Here is a 14,654-nt window from a genome sequence, read left to right on the forward strand (position 1 = left end):
GTCAGCCCGTCATGGGTTGAGGCCGTTCACCTGAATTTCCGAAACCTCACCGGTCGCTCGATCGGTCACTTCAATGCTCAGTGCCCCGGAGTCGTCGATGACGTTGACGATAAAAGAGTCAGTGGACAGGCTCCCCGTGTTGCCAGTGGAGATGTTGTCCAGCAACTGCCCTAGCAGCCGCGATTGCAATTGACTGGTGAAGCGCTCCAGCGCCGAGGTGCCGGCCACACTCGAACGACTCTTGAGGTCCGGGTCGTCGTAATCGTTTTGCGCCTGGGCGTTGTTGAGCAGCCAGGTGCCGTTCAGCGGGTTGCCGCCGAACGATGGATTGACCGGCGTGTAGACCAGTTCGGTGGCCTGGACAGCCGCGGCGCTGGCGAGCCCGATCAACAACCCCGAGGTCCAGAATCCGCTGCGCCGTGAGAACGTTGTGCTGTTCATAGTTCGTCCTTCTCAAGGTCGGTGGTGTCCTGCAACAGAGCCTCCAGCTTGCGCTGGACTACCTGGCGTCGAACCCAGTCGGCGGCCGCGTAGGCCTCGTCCTTCAGTTCCACGGTGTTCGGCGGCAGGAAGCGCCGATACACCAGGCGTTGCTGATATTCCACGGTCACCAGGCTGCCCCAGCGCGCGTCGGGGCGCTCGCGCACCACCAGGTTGAAATCCATCGGGCTGGTGTCACGCAGGCGTTCACTGAACGAGTAGTAAAAGTCGTGGCCGATGTGCGAGATCGTGTCGTCGACGATGAAGCCCATCATTTCGTCTTCTTCGCCGGCGTGGGCGCAGCACGCCACAGCGGTGAGGATCAGCGCGCACCACCATTGGCGAGTCATGGCTGCAACGCCTGCGGCAGGTTCGACTGGCCTTTGGCCGGGCCATTGGTGCCCTCAAGGAAGGCTTTTTCGGCAACAAACTGCCAGTCCGAATAACGCTGCATGCCTTCGAAGTCCGACCACTGCGTCGGGAAATCCGCCTGCTTCAACGGCACCTCGGTCGACGGGCTGTTGAGGCCGGTGATGCGTCCGTCGAAGCCACGTTGCAGCGCCCATTCACCCTGACCGATCGGGTCCGGATAGAGCTGACGCAGGTGATGCCTGGCCTCAGGAAAACGCTGATCGTCGAGCAGGTCAGCAAGCTCTTTCGGGTACTGCGCCAGCCCCGGCGAACTGCGGTAGTAGCTGCGCAGCGCCTGAGCGTATTGGGTGCCGACCCAGAGCAATTGCTTCTCGCGATCGCGGCGCGAAGCGGTCGACCACAATTCTCCGGCACTGGCCAGGCCCATGCCCATCACGACAATCAGGAACAGCACGCCCAGGTAAGTGAAGCCACCCTGCTGCGCGCGGTTACCACTCGGCATACTGGCTGCCATCACGCGCCCTCCCGGTAGCACCGCTTTTGATGTCGGCCACGCCGCCGGCAACGCCGTCCGGTGGCGCGATCAGCACCCACTGGTCTTTGCGTTCGGTGATCGGATCGAGGGGCGCGCTGCGCAGGTAACGTTGTTCGATCAGTTGCTCGATGGAATCCGGGTAGCGGCCGGTGTCGCCGTAGAAGTGATCCAGCGCCTCACGCATCGCCGACAGGCTTTGGCGCAGCGTGGTTTCCTTCGACGCTTCGAGGCTGTTGAAGTAGCGCGGCAGCGCGATGGTCATCAGCGTGGCGATGATCGCCATCACCACCATCAACTCCAGCAAGGTAAAACCTTTTTCCCGGCGCATGAGGTTCACCACTCGCGGTAAGCGACACCGTTGAGGCCCTTGCCCCGGGCGTGGGAGTAGACGTCGAACACGTCTTCGCCATCGCGCGGGTTCTGAGCCGAACTGTTGTAGGCACGTATGCCCCAACCCCCTTCGTCATCACGTTTGGCCGGCACCAGCGGATCGCGCGGGATGCGGCGTAAAAAGTAGAACTTGGCGCCTTTGGCGCTGCGCACATCGCGCACGCCCTCGACCAGCACTTTCAGGTTCGGCGGGTAGCCGCTGCTGTTCAGCGACTTCTCGATGTAGCCGGCATCGAAGGCGCGTTTGTAGGCGTCGATGCCATCGCGAATCTGGTACAGCGCATTGCGCAATTCCTGCTCCTTGCCACGCCGCACCAGGGTCTCGGTCAGGGGCGCGGCCATGCTCGCCAACAGGCCGATCAGGGCCAGCGTCACCACGACTTCGATCAAGGTAAAACCGCGCTGGGAGGCGTTCATGATCAAGGCTTCTCGACAGTGACGCGGGTGGTGGCCACGGCCGATTCACCGACGGCACGCGGCTGCGCGGCAGGCGAAGGCATCACGTAGCTCTGTGAACGATCCGGTGCCTGGATGTGCATGCTGGTTTCGGTGCCGGTGGAGAACTCCATGTCCGACGGGCTCTGGTACGGCAGGTTGCGCACGATCCGTGGGGTGATCGACAGCACCAGTTCCGATTTGCCGATGGTGTCTTTGTTGCTGCCGAACAAGCGGCCCAGCCCGGGAATATCGCCGAGGCCGGGAATCTTGTTGCCGGTCGCGCCGTGGTCGTTGCGCACCAGCCCGGCAAGGATCTGCGTTTCGCCGTCGTGCAGACGCAGCGAGGTTTGCGCATTGCGGGTGTCGACCTGCACCGGGATCGTGCCCTGGCGGGTCGGCTCCAGCGGCGTGGCGTTACTCACTTCCAGGGCAATCTTGATCGCCACTTCGTTGTTCAGGTGCACGGTGGGGGTCACTTCGAGCTTCAGACCGACATCCAGATAGGTCACGCTTTCGGTGATCACCGGCCCCTGTGTCGACGGCACCGAGGTCGCGCTGATGATCGGCACGCGCTGGCCGATGTGGATGCGCGCCTGCTCGCGGTTGCTGACGCGAATCACCGGGCTGGCGAGGGTGTTGATATCGTTGTCCTGCGCGTTGATCTTGGCCTGCGGCGATGGGCCGATGGAGATGCGGTCGGAGTTGATGCCCTTGAGTTGCCCGAGCAGCGTGACCGGCGAACCATCGCTGTTGACCACGCCGAAGGTGTTCGGCCATTGCAGGCCGAGGTCGAGAATGCGCTGAGTGGCGACTTCCATGACCTCGACTTCGAGCACCACTTCGGGATTGGACTGGTCTTGCGATTGCAGGAGCTTTTCCGCCATGCGGATCGCGTCTTCGGTGTCGCGCATGGTCAGGGTGTTGAGGCGTTCGTCGACGAACACGTCGCGGGTCTTGAGCATGGTTTTCACCATGTTCAGCGCGGTGTTGGCGTCGATGCTGGTCAGGTAGAAGGTGCGCATCACCAGTTCCTGGTAATCCTTCACTTTCTGCGGCGAATCCGGGTAGATCAGCAAGGTGTTTTCGTTCACCACTTTCTGGTGCAACTGGTTCTGTTGCAGCAGCAAGGTCACGGCGTCTTCGATGCGCACGTCACGCACGAAAATCGTCGCTTTCATGTCCGGGCGCAGGTCTTTGTCGAAGATAAAATTCAGCCCGGCGACCTGTGACAGCACTTCGAAAATGGTCTTCAGGTTGGCGTCGCGAAATTCCAGGGTAACCGGCCGATCGAGCTTGGTGCGCAGTTGCGGGTAGGCAATCACGTTGCGGCTCTGCACCAGGCGAATGTTGCCTTGCAGCTCCAGCGCGCCTGCGTTGGCCGGGTCGAGTTCGAGGATCTGTTTGACCTGACGATCAGCGCCGTAGATGTCGCCGCGACGCAGGTCGCCACGGGCCAGCTCGAGTTTCTCGTCCATGGTGCGCAAGTATTCCAGCTGCTTGAGGGCATCCTGAGCGCGGCGGTTGTTCGGTTCGATGGTCAGCACGCGCATGTAAGCGGTGCGCGCCGAAGCAAAGTCGCGGCGCGAGCGGTCGGTGTCGCCGGCCGTCAGCAATGCCGTGATCGCTTTGGCGCGGCCGCTGTTAAGCAGCAGGTGCAATTCGGTGTCGCGAGGGTTCTCGCGCAGACCTTCCTCGATCCGGGCCAGCCCCGCCTCGTACTGGCCCTGATCAATCAGGTCGGCGGCTTCCTTGTTGGCCACCTGCGCAGAGCTGCACGCGGCCAGCCCGGCACACAGGCCCAGGCTCATCAGCAAACGGGAACGGTTCATTGCGTACTCCCCACAGACAAGGTCTGCGACAAATGCAAAGGCAGGTAAACCAGGCTCAATTCCAGATCGGAAATGCCGGTGATCTTCCAGGTGTCGTCGATCACATCCCCGTTGCGCACGACGTAGATCTTTTCGCCGTTCTGCAAAAACACTTGCAGGTCGCTGCGGTCATGCAGCCTGCCGACGAACTGAAACGGCACCGGTGGCAGGCTCGGGGCTTGCACCACTGTGGCCGGGTTGATCGCTTGTTCGGTGACCGTGGCCAGGAGTGGCGCGGCCTTCCAGGACTTGGCGGCAAACAGGTCGCCGGCCGGGCTCAGGTCCTTGATCGGCGCATCCTTGGCCTTGGCTGTGCTCGCCGGCAGCGCGCCACGGGTTTTCCCCGGCGTGGCGACGGCCACTTCGTTGGAACCGGCGTCTTCGCTCGGCGAGAAATATTCCGGCAACCATGCCAGCGCCGCCGCCACGCCGAAGAACACCAGCCACCCTGTCACGCGCTTGGTATTCATCACGACCTCGACAGGTAAAGGGTCATACGGATCCGGCCGTTGAGGTCGGTGTCGCCAATCTTCTTGCGTTGCAACTCAAGGTCCTCCACCACCACCGCCGGCAACTGGCCGAGCAAGGCATGGAGGAAACGGCGCAGTTGCGGGTAGCTGCCGCGCACTGGCAACAGGATCTGATAGCGCGCCAGATGGGTTTTCGGGTCGACGCCGAGGGCGTATTCACCGCGCGCCAGGGTGATGTGTTCCTGGGCTGCGAGGGCGTAGATGCGGTCGATGGCGACGGTGGCTTGCGGCTGTGCCGGCAGTTTGTTGCGGAAGTCGTCGAGCTGCCGTTGCGGCACCACCGGCGGCGCGATGCTGCCGTCTTCAACCTTGGCCAGGTACTCGCTGGCTTCCTGAGTCTGCTGGCTCAAGTGCTGCAACGATTGCCAGCCCGGCAGCAAGCCGCCGAGTGCCCAGGCCACGGCAACCAGCAGCAGCACCAGCCCGGCCAGACCCGGAACGCCGAGGCCTTGCAGGTATTCGTGGACGATCAGTTTAGGGATTCGCATCGCCTATCTCCCAGGTCGCCGACAGGTTGAATTGCACCGGTTGCTCCGGCGATTTGACGACGATTTCGTGGCTCAGCAGCGAGACGTCGGACAGCTCGTCGCTGGCTTCCAGACGTTTGTGGAAGTCGAGCATCGCTTGCAGATCACGCGCTTCGGCGCTGATCCGCACCTGGCCTTTGCGCGCATCCGGGGTCAAGGTCAGCAGCGCGACGTCATCGCGCGGCATCGCTTCGAGCATGGCGAACAGGCGTTCCCACGGCCGGCGCAGTTGCTGCGAGACCTTGCGCATTTCGGCGAGGTTCTGCGCTTGCTCGCGGGTTTCCGCCGGGCTCAGGGTGGACTTCGCACCACTGTCACCGGTGAGCTGGCGCTGGGTGGTTTGCAGGTGGCCTTGTTGCTGTTCGGTGTGCGTGTCGAGGTGCTGTTGCACGCCGAAACACAGCAGCGCCAGCAGCACGCCGCCGCCGAGCAGGCTCCAACCCAACGGGCCGGAACGCGGCCGTGGCTGAAAATCGAGATTGAGCGCGCGCATGTCAGGCCACCGCCCGGGACATGACGTACAAGCCGTCACGCACAGTCATCGAGTCGTCTTCGAGGGTGCGCAGTTGCACACCCGCCACGTCCGGATGCGCATCGAGGCGCGCCGGAGCATGCAGATAAACGTTGAAGGCGCGTTCGCTGGTCGAGGCTTGCAGCTGCCGTTCGCGACCGATCAGGGCATTCAACGCGGCATCGCTGTCGCTGCCGCCCACCGAACGCACGCCAGCCCAGCGCCCTTCCCTCGCCAGCAACAACACGCTGCGTTGCGGCTCGGCGACGACAAACAGGAAGTCGCCGGCATCGAGGCTTTTGTCAAAGCGGTTGAACGCCGTCATCAGGTACGGCTGCACCGAGCGCAGGCGCAAACCGCGAGCGCTGACCAGCGTGCGCAGGCGTTCAAGCAAGTCTTGCGGCAAGGCGCTGGCGATGCGGTCGTAACCGGCCGGCTCGGCGGACAACACCAGACTCCAGGCTTGCGTCGGCGCGCCAAACAGGTCTTCGAAACACAGTTGAGCGAAGCCACGCAGTTCTTCCGGGCTGCTGATCTGCGCGCTCCATGGCACCAGGCAGAAGCGGCTGAAGTGCCCGGAGATGACCACGCTCAATTCGGCACCGGCACGGGCATGTTCACCGAGCAGGCAATCGAGGGTATCCAGCGCCACCGCGTAGCTCTGGAAGCCTTCGTCGATGTAACCGACGCTGCCCAGCCACAGGGTGTCGCTGCCACGCCGCTGACCGAGGCCAACACCGCTGGCGCCGAGCACGGCGATAAAACGCTCACGCGATAAAAGTGACACGATTGATCTCCTCCAGCGTGGTGCGACCTTGTTCCACCAGCTCCAGCGCCGATTCGCGCAGCAGGCGCAAACCACGAGCGCAGGCCAGGGCTTTGATCTGGGTGATTGGTTGGCGCTCGACGATCATCTGGCGCAGCTCGTCATCGAGGTGCAGCAGTTCGGCAATCGCCGTGCGCCCGCGATAGCCGCTGCCCCGGCAGTGGCCGCAGCCCTTGCCGTGGACGAAGTGGTAGTGATCGACTTTCTGTGGATCGAGGCCCGAGGCGCGCAGTTCTTCATCGCTCGGATTGACCGGCGCGCTGCAACTGGCGCAGACCAGACGGATCAGGCGCTGGGCAAGAATCGCGTTGAGCGCCGAGACCAGGCTGTAGGGGTCGATTTCCATTTGCGTGAAGCGGCCGATCACGTCGAAGACGTTGTTGGCGTGGATGGTGGTGAACACCAGGTGACCGGTGAGCGCCGATTGCACGGCGATCTGCGCGGTGTCCGGGTCACGGATTTCGCCGACCATGATCTTGTCCGGGTCGTGGCGCAGGATCGAGCGCAGGCCGCGGGCGAAGGTCAGGCCTTTTTTCTCATTGACCGGGATCTGCAGCACCCCCGGCAGTTGATATTCGACCGGGTCTTCGATGGTGATGATCTTGTCCACGCCGTGGTTGATCTCGGTGATCATCGCGTACAGCGTGGTGGTCTTGCCGCTGCCGGTCGGGCCGGTGACCAGCACCATGCCGTAGGGTTCGGCGGCGAGGCGGCGCAACTGGCGCAGGGTTTCGTCTTCAAAGCCCAGCGCCTGCAATTGCACGCCGCAGACCTTGTCGGCCAGATCCTGTTTGTCGAGCACCCGCAGCACTGCGTCTTCACCGAAGATGCTCGGCATGATCGACACGCGAAAGTCGATCTGGCGGCCGCTGATGCCAATTTTGAAGCGCCCGTCCTGCGGTACGCGTTTCTCGCCGATGTCCAGTTCGGCCATGACCTTGACTCGCGAAATCACCTGCTCGGCGAACTCGTTGCCCTGGACTTTGCTGATGTTGTTGAGCACGCCGTCGATGCGGTACTTGATCACCAGACCGTGGCCGGTGGTGCCGAGGTGGATGTCGCTGGCGTGCATTTTCAGCGCGTCGTAGAGGGTCGAGTTGACCAGTTTCACCACGCTGCTGGCGTCTTCGCTGATGCTGGTCAGCGACAGGCTTTGCAGGGTGTCGATTTCGTTATGCGTGTCGCCCTGAGCGTTCAGCGATTCGACGGCGTGGAAGCTTTCTTCGTGACGGGCCAGATAGGCCTTGAGGTCATCGGCGTGCACCAGATGCAGCGGCGCGCCGTGCAGGCAATCGTCGATCCAGGCCAGGCGCGCCGGGTCGAAGGGGTCGGCGAATACACCGATGACTTCGTCATTGTGGCGCAGCAGGATGAATTCACGTTTCAGGCATTGTGCGAGGGTGACCCGGTCGAATACCGGCGTCGCTTGAAACAGGCTGTCGGTGTCGAGCACCGGGTAATGCAGGGTGGCGCCGAGGGTGTGAATGAACGGCATCGGCGCCAGTTCACAGAGCACGCCGAGGGCTTCAAGCACGCGTTCGCCAGAAGTGGCGGCCCGCGCCCGGGCCTGGGCCAACTGCTCACTGGAAAAGCGCTCGGGGGCGCTTGCGGCCGGCAGCGGTTCGACGACAACGGACAGACGTTCCATGGCTTGCTCTCCAACCGGGGCTCAGAGCCCTGTCGGCGCGGCAAACCTTGGCGGCAAGTGCCGGAACGTCTGATCGCGCCATTACTCCCCGGTGAGCATTTGATCTTCGTCGGGTGCCATGGCGCGCGACTGTCGTCGCCGATCCGCCAACACCCAACTGCCATCGTACAACTGCAACGGGAAGCTCTCGGTCCTGCTCTGGCGTCGTTCGACAAAGCCCTCGGAGGGGCTCGCACCGGGTTTCGCTTCGCGCTTGATGCCCAGAAGGTCGCAGACCGCCCGCGCCAGTTCCGCCAAGGGAAACGGTTTGAACAGGATGTGGCTGACCCCCAGTTGCCGCGCCCGCTCACAGACTTCGGCGGTCGGGTGACCCGTTATCAGCACAAAATGGCACGTCCTGTTCTGGCGGACCGCGTCGAGCACCTCAAAGCCTTCCATATCGGGCAAGCGGTAATCGAACACCAGCACGTCGGGAGCAAAGGTTTCGGCCAAACCGATAGCCGTCGCTCCGTCATGTGCAATCGCGACTTCCAGCCCTTGCGCCGACAGATAATCCTGAAGGTTTTGTGCAAGCAGCTGTTCGTCTTCGACAACCAGTACTTTGTTAACCAAGGTCGACTCCTTGAAACAGCAGGTCCGATGACCCCGCCCTGAGAGTGCGCCTTACCAGGGGTAACGCACACTTCATGCCAGGCTGAGTTCCGGTAATTTTATCTCTTCATGTCCTTGAATTTAATGACAATGCCCGCTCGTCCCGGTACCCCGTTCCCCAGAAACGGGGAAGCACCTGAATGGGCAACGAAGCCATTCCCCACTATTGGGGGGGAACCTTCAGTCGTCGTCAATTCGTTCGATCCTGTTCTGCACCCGTAATTGCGCGAGCACCTGACGACGAGCCTGGGTCTGTTGCTGTCGGGCGAGCTCTGCCCTGACTGTATCCAGCCCCTGTAAATCTGGGACATCGGCGGCCTCCAAGTGGTTCTGCAAATAAATCACATGCCAGCCGAACGGTGAACGCAGCGGTTGGCTGGCAAACGTCGCGGCCTCGGCAATCGGCGCGCGCATTTGCATCAAGCGTAGACGCGCTGCGGCGACTGTGGCTGCATCCGCTTGCGCGGGCACGCGGATCAGCAGGTGGCGGGGTTGCAAGGTATTGGCGCGGATCAGTTCGGCGAACATCTGCTGCGCCGCCAGTTCGCGGCGGGTGTACTCGGTGAAGGACGCCTCATCGAAACCGGCATCCTGCAAGCGCCGGACAAATTTATCCGCGCCGCCGATGGCGATGCGGGTTTGCTCAATCTGCTGACGCACCGCTTGCTCGTCGATCTGCCGCCCGCGTTTCTGCGATTCCTGCCACAGCAATTCTTTGTCGATCAGCATTTGCAACGCCGCCTGACGCAGTTCCTTGTAGGCCTTGGGACTGCGAATGCTCGTCACTGCACGGCCCTGATCTTCCAGGTATTCAGCGAAGAAGCGCTCGAAGCGAAACCCGGATATTTCCTCGCCATTGACCCGCGCCACGGCCGGCTCGTTATTCGCCCACGCCAGCGGTAGCCAGCAAGTCAGCAACAAGATCAGCGTTGAGAGTTTCATGATCGGGGCCTCCGTTCAGGGGCTGGCAACAATCGGTTTATAGGGCGCGACCAGATAGAAACGCTGATCGGGCAAATCCACAGTGACCACATGCGCGCCGCTCAAGCCCAGGCGTCGACCGGGACCGAAGCTCAGGCGCGGGGTCAGGCCGGTGTCGAAGTCGTGCAGGCCTTCCAGCGCCGCCACCAGTTTTTCCCGGCTGGCGTCGCGGCCGGCCTGTTTCATGCCTTCGCTGAGCAGCAACATCGAGGTGTAAGCGCCGACTTGCAGCACCGCGTGCTGGGCGCCGAGGCCCTGGCCTTCACGCAGTAACGTCAGGGCCATGCGCCCGGCCTGGGTCCAGTCGCTGGGCACGAACGGATAGGCGAGGAACACCCGTCGGGTGAAGCCGTCGGGAACTTGCAGCAGATCGCCGGCCACCTGGCTGGAGGCGGCAAACAGATAAGGCACTTGCCCGGCGCTTTGCAGCCTCGTGGCCAGACGACTGAAACCGCCGCCATTGCCCAGATAGAACACCGAGCGCGAACCCAGCGGTAGCGCATCTGCAGCGTGGTCGTAGGCTTGCAGATGGACTTTTTGCCAGCCGTGATCCTGCAAATACTGGCCAAGGTTTTGCGCGGCCAGCGTTTGTGCAGGGTCATCGGGATAAGCAATCAGCGTCGGCCCTTGCAGCACACGCAGGCTTGCCGTGGCGTAATCGGCCAGCGCGATCAACTGTTCAGGCAATCCCGGCAAGGGTTCGAAAATCTGCGGACTGGCCTGCAGGGTGCCGAGGATCGACATCGGCCCGATCAGCGGCACGCCGGCCTGTTCCAGGCGCAGCCCCAAGTCACTGTCGAGGGCCGGCGCCAGCGGCGCGATCAACGCGAACACTTGTTCTTGCTCGATCAACTGCTGCAAGGCTTGCTCGGCACTGGCGCGGTCCGGGCCGGGATCGATCACCGTCAGGCGCAGTTGCCGCCCATGTATGCCGCCGGCTTGATTGATCTGCGCCACACTGCCGTTGAGCACCGCCGCCACCGTCGCGCCCTCCTCGGCCAGCGGCCCTTGGCTGGGCAGCAAGGTGCCCAGATGCAAGGTCTCGACATCGAGGCCGGGATCGCGCTCATCGGCGAGGCGTTTGAGATAGGCGGTGAGGTTGCGCTGATCCTTCATCGACAGCAGAAAGCGCGGCATGCTCGGGTCGAGACGATTGTGGCCGGGGTCGCGGCCCTGCTCGATAGCCGTGGCAAGACTGCTCTCGCTGTAGGCCGGATAACTGCGGCCGTTGACCTGTTGCTGGCCATACGTGCTGGTCAGTCGCGCCCAGTTCAACTCGGGGGGACGCACGCCGCCTTCAGGCCGACCGAGGCCATCGGCGCCGTGGCAATTGGCGCACGGCAGGCTGGTCGCCGGCAGCAGCACGTCCGCCGCGCCAACCCGTGCCATGATCGCTTCGCCACTGGCCGACAGGCCTTGCCGATAAAGACGCTTGCCCGCCGCCTCTTCCGGTGTCAACGGCGCAGCGCTCGCGCCAAGGCTGAGGCCAGCGAGCAGGATGAGGGCGAGGACGCGGCTCAGGTTCATGGCGCGGACTCAGCGGCCAGCCACGGGCATTGTCAGCAACTGCAAGCGCTGGGCAATGGCGGCGGCCGGGGCGTCGGGACGGATTTTGCTCCAGCGTTTATTGGCGACATCGCCGACGATCAGCTGCGTGGAGTGTTGCTCGGGCGTCGGCACGATCTGGCCGATGCGGCTCAATACCAGGTCCATCTGCGCTTTGTCGCCGGTAAGAAAAAGCCAATGAGGGTCATCGGAACCCTGCTTCAAGGTGTAAGCCTTGAGCACCGCCGGCGTGTCGCGCAGCGGGTCACTGGTAAGGGAAATGAAGGTGATGTCCGAGGCCTTGTCGCCCAGCAGCTCGCGGACTTCCTTGAGCTTTTGGGTGATCAGCGGACATGCGTCATTGCAACTGGTGAAGATCACGTTAAGCAGGACGATGCGGTTTTGCAGCGCATCGCTATAGAAGCGCAGGGTCTCGCCGTTCTGATCCTGCAACGGCGTGTCGGTGAACCAGGTTTTCGCGTCGTGGGTGCCTGTCGCCGGCGCGGCGGCAACCGCCGCTGGTGCCTCAGGGGCATGGCCTTCGTGGGCAAACGCCACGGTGCTGAAGATCCAGAAGCACACGGTCAGGGAGATCCAGTCGAGCAGTCTCATGGCTGTTGCTCCATGGCGATGGCGGTGTGTTTGGCGTGGGTGCGCAAGCCGCTGAGTTTTTCCACTTCCTTGGCCAGTAGCGCCGGATCGGTGAAGCCGTAGTAGCGCATCCAGTGGCGGCTGTTGCCGTCGCCGACGAGGATCAGCGGTTGATGACTCTTCAGGTCGCCGCTGAAACTGCCGAGGCCCTTGAGGGTTTCATTGATCGACTGCGGCGAGCCGGTCAGCCAGCTCCAGCCCGGCCCGCGCTGGAAGGTGCGCGCATAATCCTGCAGGCGTTTCGGGTCGTCGCGCTGCGGGTCGATGCTGATCGACACCAGTTGCACTTCTTCGCCGACCCGCGCACCGAGTTGTTTCTGCACCTTGCCCATGATCGACGAGACCACCGGGCACACCGTGGTGCAACTGGTGTAGATGAAGCTCATGACGACGATTTTGCCCTGCACCAGGTCTTGTTCAAGGCGCACGGTTTTGCCGTTCTGGTCGAGCAGCGGCACGTTGGCGAACTTCACCTGAGCGTGTTCCTGAGTATTGCCGGCCGGGACCTTGTGCCCGGCGTGTTCGTCCGCAGAATGGGCTTGGACTTGTTGGAGGCCGAGGCTCAACAGACACAGGGTCAGCAGGCCACTGGATGCAAATCGGTTCATGTCGAAACTCCTCTTCAACGGGCCAGGCCGGGAGCTACCCGAACACTGGCAAAGGTCTTGTCATCGAAACCGGCGCCCAGCGACTCCGCACGCACATGCAGGTACCAGGCGCCGCTGCGGTCGAGGGTGATTGGCGCTTCGTACACGCCGTCGGCGACTTCCAGCGCCGTCACTTCACGCGGGTGCGAGGTGGGTGCGAGGTAGTAGCGCAGTTGCACGTCTTTCACACCGCTGCGCTGGGTCTTGTCTTTGCCCTGAACGATGCGGAAACGCACGACGTAGGGGTCGTTGAGCGCCACGGCAGTCTTGTCGAGGAGGAACTCGACTTTCGGCTGGCCGAGGTGTTTTTTTGCTTTGCCATCGGCGTCGATCTGCGCGGTGAAACAGTGAATGATGTTCGGCTGGTTGAGCAGGAATGCCACATCGAAGCGCCCTGCCGCCGGCAACTTCACCCGCGCGCTGTAGAGCCCCGGCGAGACTTCGCGCAGGCTGCGGTCGATGACCATGGCGGCGCGGGCGATCTGGCCACGGTTGGGGTAACCGGACATCGGCGCGTTCATGCCTTCGGCGTAAAAGTAGGTGGTGTTGTCGACCGGGTTGACCACGAACACCGCGTTGTCGTCGCGTGACACCGCCAGGCTCGAGGCCAGCGGTAAATCCCCGGCCATACGCGGCGCTTGCGGGCCGGCTTCGAAACCCTGGCTGATTGGCTGGCGGCCTTCGCCTAAAGAAGACAGGTTGATCATGGTGACTTTCGGTGAAGCGAGCCCGCGGATGTAGGCGTAGGCCTGGGTGAACACCACTTGGTAGGGCTCGGCGGAAACGTCCAGATCATGGATGGCGCTGTTGGTCGCGGCGTCGATGACCGTGGCGCGGTTTTCCACGGTGTTGAGCACCACGCCGAAGCGGCCGTCAGCGCTGAAGCCCATGGGGCCGAGGCCTTGTTGCAGTTTTATCACCCGGCGGATGGCGTGGGTGCTGGCGTCGATCACGGTCACGGTGCCGTCCTTGCCGTCGGCGACGTAAACCGCGCCGGACAGCGCTGAATAGGCGACTGACAGCGGATGCGAGCCGGTTTTGATCTGCTGGACGATGTTCAGGCTGGCGATGTCGACCACGCTGACGGTGCCGTCGTCGCGGTTACTGACGAAGGCGAAACGGCTGTCCTTGCTGAAGCTGATTTCGTGGTGGCCGCGCCCGGTCTGCAAGTGTTTGAGGGGTTTGAGGCTTTGGCTGTCGATCACCGTGACGCCGGAGCCTTCGGCTTTGCTGGCGTTGTTGCCGACCCACAGCAGGCGTTCATCCGGTTGCAGCGCCACGCGTACCGGTTGGCTGCCAGCGGCGATTGAGTCGAGGACTTTGAATTGCTCGCTGTCGATGACGGCCACTTCGCCGGCCATCGGCATCGAGACGAATACGCGTTTGTTGTCTTTGGGGCTGACCCAGTCCATCGGCGGTTGCTTGAGTTCGATCCGCGCCAGGGTGCTGGTGATGCCGCCGACCGACACCGACGGATCGACCACAGCGATGCTGGCGTCGCGGTTCATCACCAGCAGGAAATAGCTGTTGAGGTCGAGCAACGGCCGCGCGCCGATGTTGGACTTGAGGAACACCCCGACCCGGGCTTTGCAGCTCTGGTCGCGGCCCTGGGCTTGATCGGCGGCGAGGGTTTGTGGATCGACCCAGGCGCCCGGCGCTACCCCGGACAACGGCTGGCCGGAAGCGCTGTCGGTGACGCGGAACTGCACATCGGCGAATTCGCCTTCGCGCAGCTTGCCGTCGGCGGCCAGTGGCTTGAGGTTGAAATCCACCGCCACGCCGTCACGGTTCAGCGTCTGACCCGCCCCGGTTTGCGCCAGCGCGATCTCACTCAGCGTCAGCAATGCCCCGGCCATGGCCAGCGTGCAAATACCGATGATGTTGATGATCCTGTTCATCCAGCACTCCCCTACACATTCAGTCCAAACGACGCGGTCCCTGTGGGAGCGAGCTTGCTCGCGAAGGCGTCTTCCGCTGCACCCTTGAATTCGGGTTGCTCGCGAAGGCGTCTTCCGCTGCGCCCTTGAAACCGGGTTGCTCCCATTCGCGAGCAA

17 protein-coding genes are annotated in these 14,654 nt (G+C 62.9%); all 17 read right to left on the minus strand.

The genetic code is table 11. The features are described from left to right. Positions 1-9: 9 nt before the first annotated feature. Positions 10-441 carry a curli assembly protein CsgF gene (locus K5Y35_RS24990; protein ID WP_128615748.1) on the minus strand — a complete coding sequence of 144 codons (432 nt, stop codon included), beginning with the start codon at positions 439-441 and terminating at the stop codon, positions 10-12. Then, on the minus strand, positions 438-830 hold the full coding sequence (gene csgE / locus K5Y35_RS24995) for a curli production assembly/transport protein CsgE (RefSeq protein ID WP_093439237.1): 393 nt from the start codon (positions 828-830) through the stop codon (positions 438-440). The genes K5Y35_RS24990 and csgE overlap by 4 nt, the downstream gene beginning before the upstream one ends. After that, positions 827-1,366 carry a type II secretion system GspH family protein gene (locus K5Y35_RS25000; protein ID WP_222833243.1) on the minus strand — a complete coding sequence of 180 codons (540 nt, stop codon included), beginning with the start codon at positions 1,364-1,366 and terminating at the stop codon, positions 827-829. The genes csgE and K5Y35_RS25000 overlap by 4 nt, the downstream gene beginning before the upstream one ends. Next, the gene (locus tag K5Y35_RS25005; RefSeq protein ID WP_064588154.1) at positions 1,341-1,715 is read right to left on the minus strand and encodes a type II secretion system protein; all 375 of its coding nucleotides are present in this window, start codon (positions 1,713-1,715) and stop codon (positions 1,341-1,343) included. The genes K5Y35_RS25000 and K5Y35_RS25005 overlap by 26 nt, the downstream gene beginning before the upstream one ends. Before the next feature lie 5 nt (positions 1,716-1,720). Beyond that, on the minus strand, positions 1,721-2,194 hold the full coding sequence (locus K5Y35_RS25010; RefSeq protein WP_123463232.1) for a type II secretion system protein: 474 nt from the start codon (positions 2,192-2,194) through the stop codon (positions 1,721-1,723). 2 nt (positions 2,195-2,196) lie between these two features. Continuing rightward, the gene (locus K5Y35_RS25015; RefSeq protein ID WP_222833244.1) at positions 2,197-4,044 is read right to left on the minus strand and encodes a secretin N-terminal domain-containing protein; all 1,848 of its coding nucleotides are present in this window, start codon (positions 4,042-4,044) and stop codon (positions 2,197-2,199) included. Beyond that, a complete protein-coding gene (locus K5Y35_RS25020; RefSeq protein WP_222833245.1) occupies positions 4,041-4,553 on the minus strand; it encodes a hypothetical protein in 513 nt (170 codons plus the stop codon). The genes K5Y35_RS25015 and K5Y35_RS25020 overlap by 4 nt, the downstream gene beginning before the upstream one ends. Beyond that, complete coding sequence (locus K5Y35_RS25025) at positions 4,553-5,101, minus strand: GspMb/PilO family protein (protein WP_222833246.1); 549 nt, start codon at positions 5,099-5,101, stop codon at positions 4,553-4,555. The genes K5Y35_RS25020 and K5Y35_RS25025 overlap by 1 nt, the downstream gene beginning before the upstream one ends. After that, positions 5,088-5,633, minus strand: coding sequence for a PilN domain-containing protein (locus K5Y35_RS25030; protein WP_123463240.1), 546 nt, complete (start codon positions 5,631-5,633; stop codon positions 5,088-5,090). The genes K5Y35_RS25025 and K5Y35_RS25030 overlap by 14 nt, the downstream gene beginning before the upstream one ends. Position 5,634: 1 nt before the next feature. Then, a complete protein-coding gene (locus K5Y35_RS25035; protein ID WP_123463242.1) occupies positions 5,635-6,438 on the minus strand; it encodes a hypothetical protein in 804 nt (267 codons plus the stop codon). After that, the gene (locus tag K5Y35_RS25040; RefSeq protein ID WP_123463244.1) at positions 6,419-8,125 is read right to left on the minus strand and encodes a GspE/PulE family protein; all 1,707 of its coding nucleotides are present in this window, start codon (positions 8,123-8,125) and stop codon (positions 6,419-6,421) included. Before K5Y35_RS25040 ends, K5Y35_RS25035 begins: the two co-directional genes overlap by 20 nt. Before the next feature lie 81 nt (positions 8,126-8,206). Beyond that, on the minus strand, positions 8,207-8,737 hold the full coding sequence (locus K5Y35_RS25045) for a response regulator (RefSeq protein ID WP_128616012.1): 531 nt from the start codon (positions 8,735-8,737) through the stop codon (positions 8,207-8,209). A 219-nt stretch (positions 8,738-8,956) separates the two neighbouring features. After that, positions 8,957-9,718 carry a SurA N-terminal domain-containing protein gene (locus K5Y35_RS25050; RefSeq protein WP_128616011.1) on the minus strand — a complete coding sequence of 254 codons (762 nt, stop codon included), beginning with the start codon at positions 9,716-9,718 and terminating at the stop codon, positions 8,957-8,959. Between the two features lie 15 nt (positions 9,719-9,733). Next, entirely contained in the window at positions 9,734-11,284 is a 1,551-nt protein-coding gene (locus tag K5Y35_RS25055) for an ABC transporter substrate-binding protein (protein WP_222833247.1), read from the minus strand. 9 nt (positions 11,285-11,293) lie between these two features. Then, a complete protein-coding gene (locus K5Y35_RS25060) occupies positions 11,294-11,914 on the minus strand; it encodes an SCO family protein (RefSeq protein ID WP_123463253.1) in 621 nt (206 codons plus the stop codon). After that, the gene (locus K5Y35_RS25065) at positions 11,911-12,561 is read right to left on the minus strand and encodes an SCO family protein (RefSeq protein WP_222833248.1); all 651 of its coding nucleotides are present in this window, start codon (positions 12,559-12,561) and stop codon (positions 11,911-11,913) included. The genes K5Y35_RS25060 and K5Y35_RS25065 overlap by 4 nt, the downstream gene beginning before the upstream one ends. Before the next feature lie 14 nt (positions 12,562-12,575). Beyond that, complete coding sequence (locus K5Y35_RS25070) at positions 12,576-14,498, minus strand: YncE family protein (protein ID WP_222833249.1); 1,923 nt, start codon at positions 14,496-14,498, stop codon at positions 12,576-12,578. Between the last annotated feature and the right edge of the window lie 156 nt (positions 14,499-14,654).

Source organism: Pseudomonas sp. SC3(2021) (genome assembly GCF_019856535.1).
Taxonomy (GTDB): domain Bacteria; phylum Pseudomonadota; class Gammaproteobacteria; order Pseudomonadales; family Pseudomonadaceae; genus Aquipseudomonas; species Aquipseudomonas monsensis.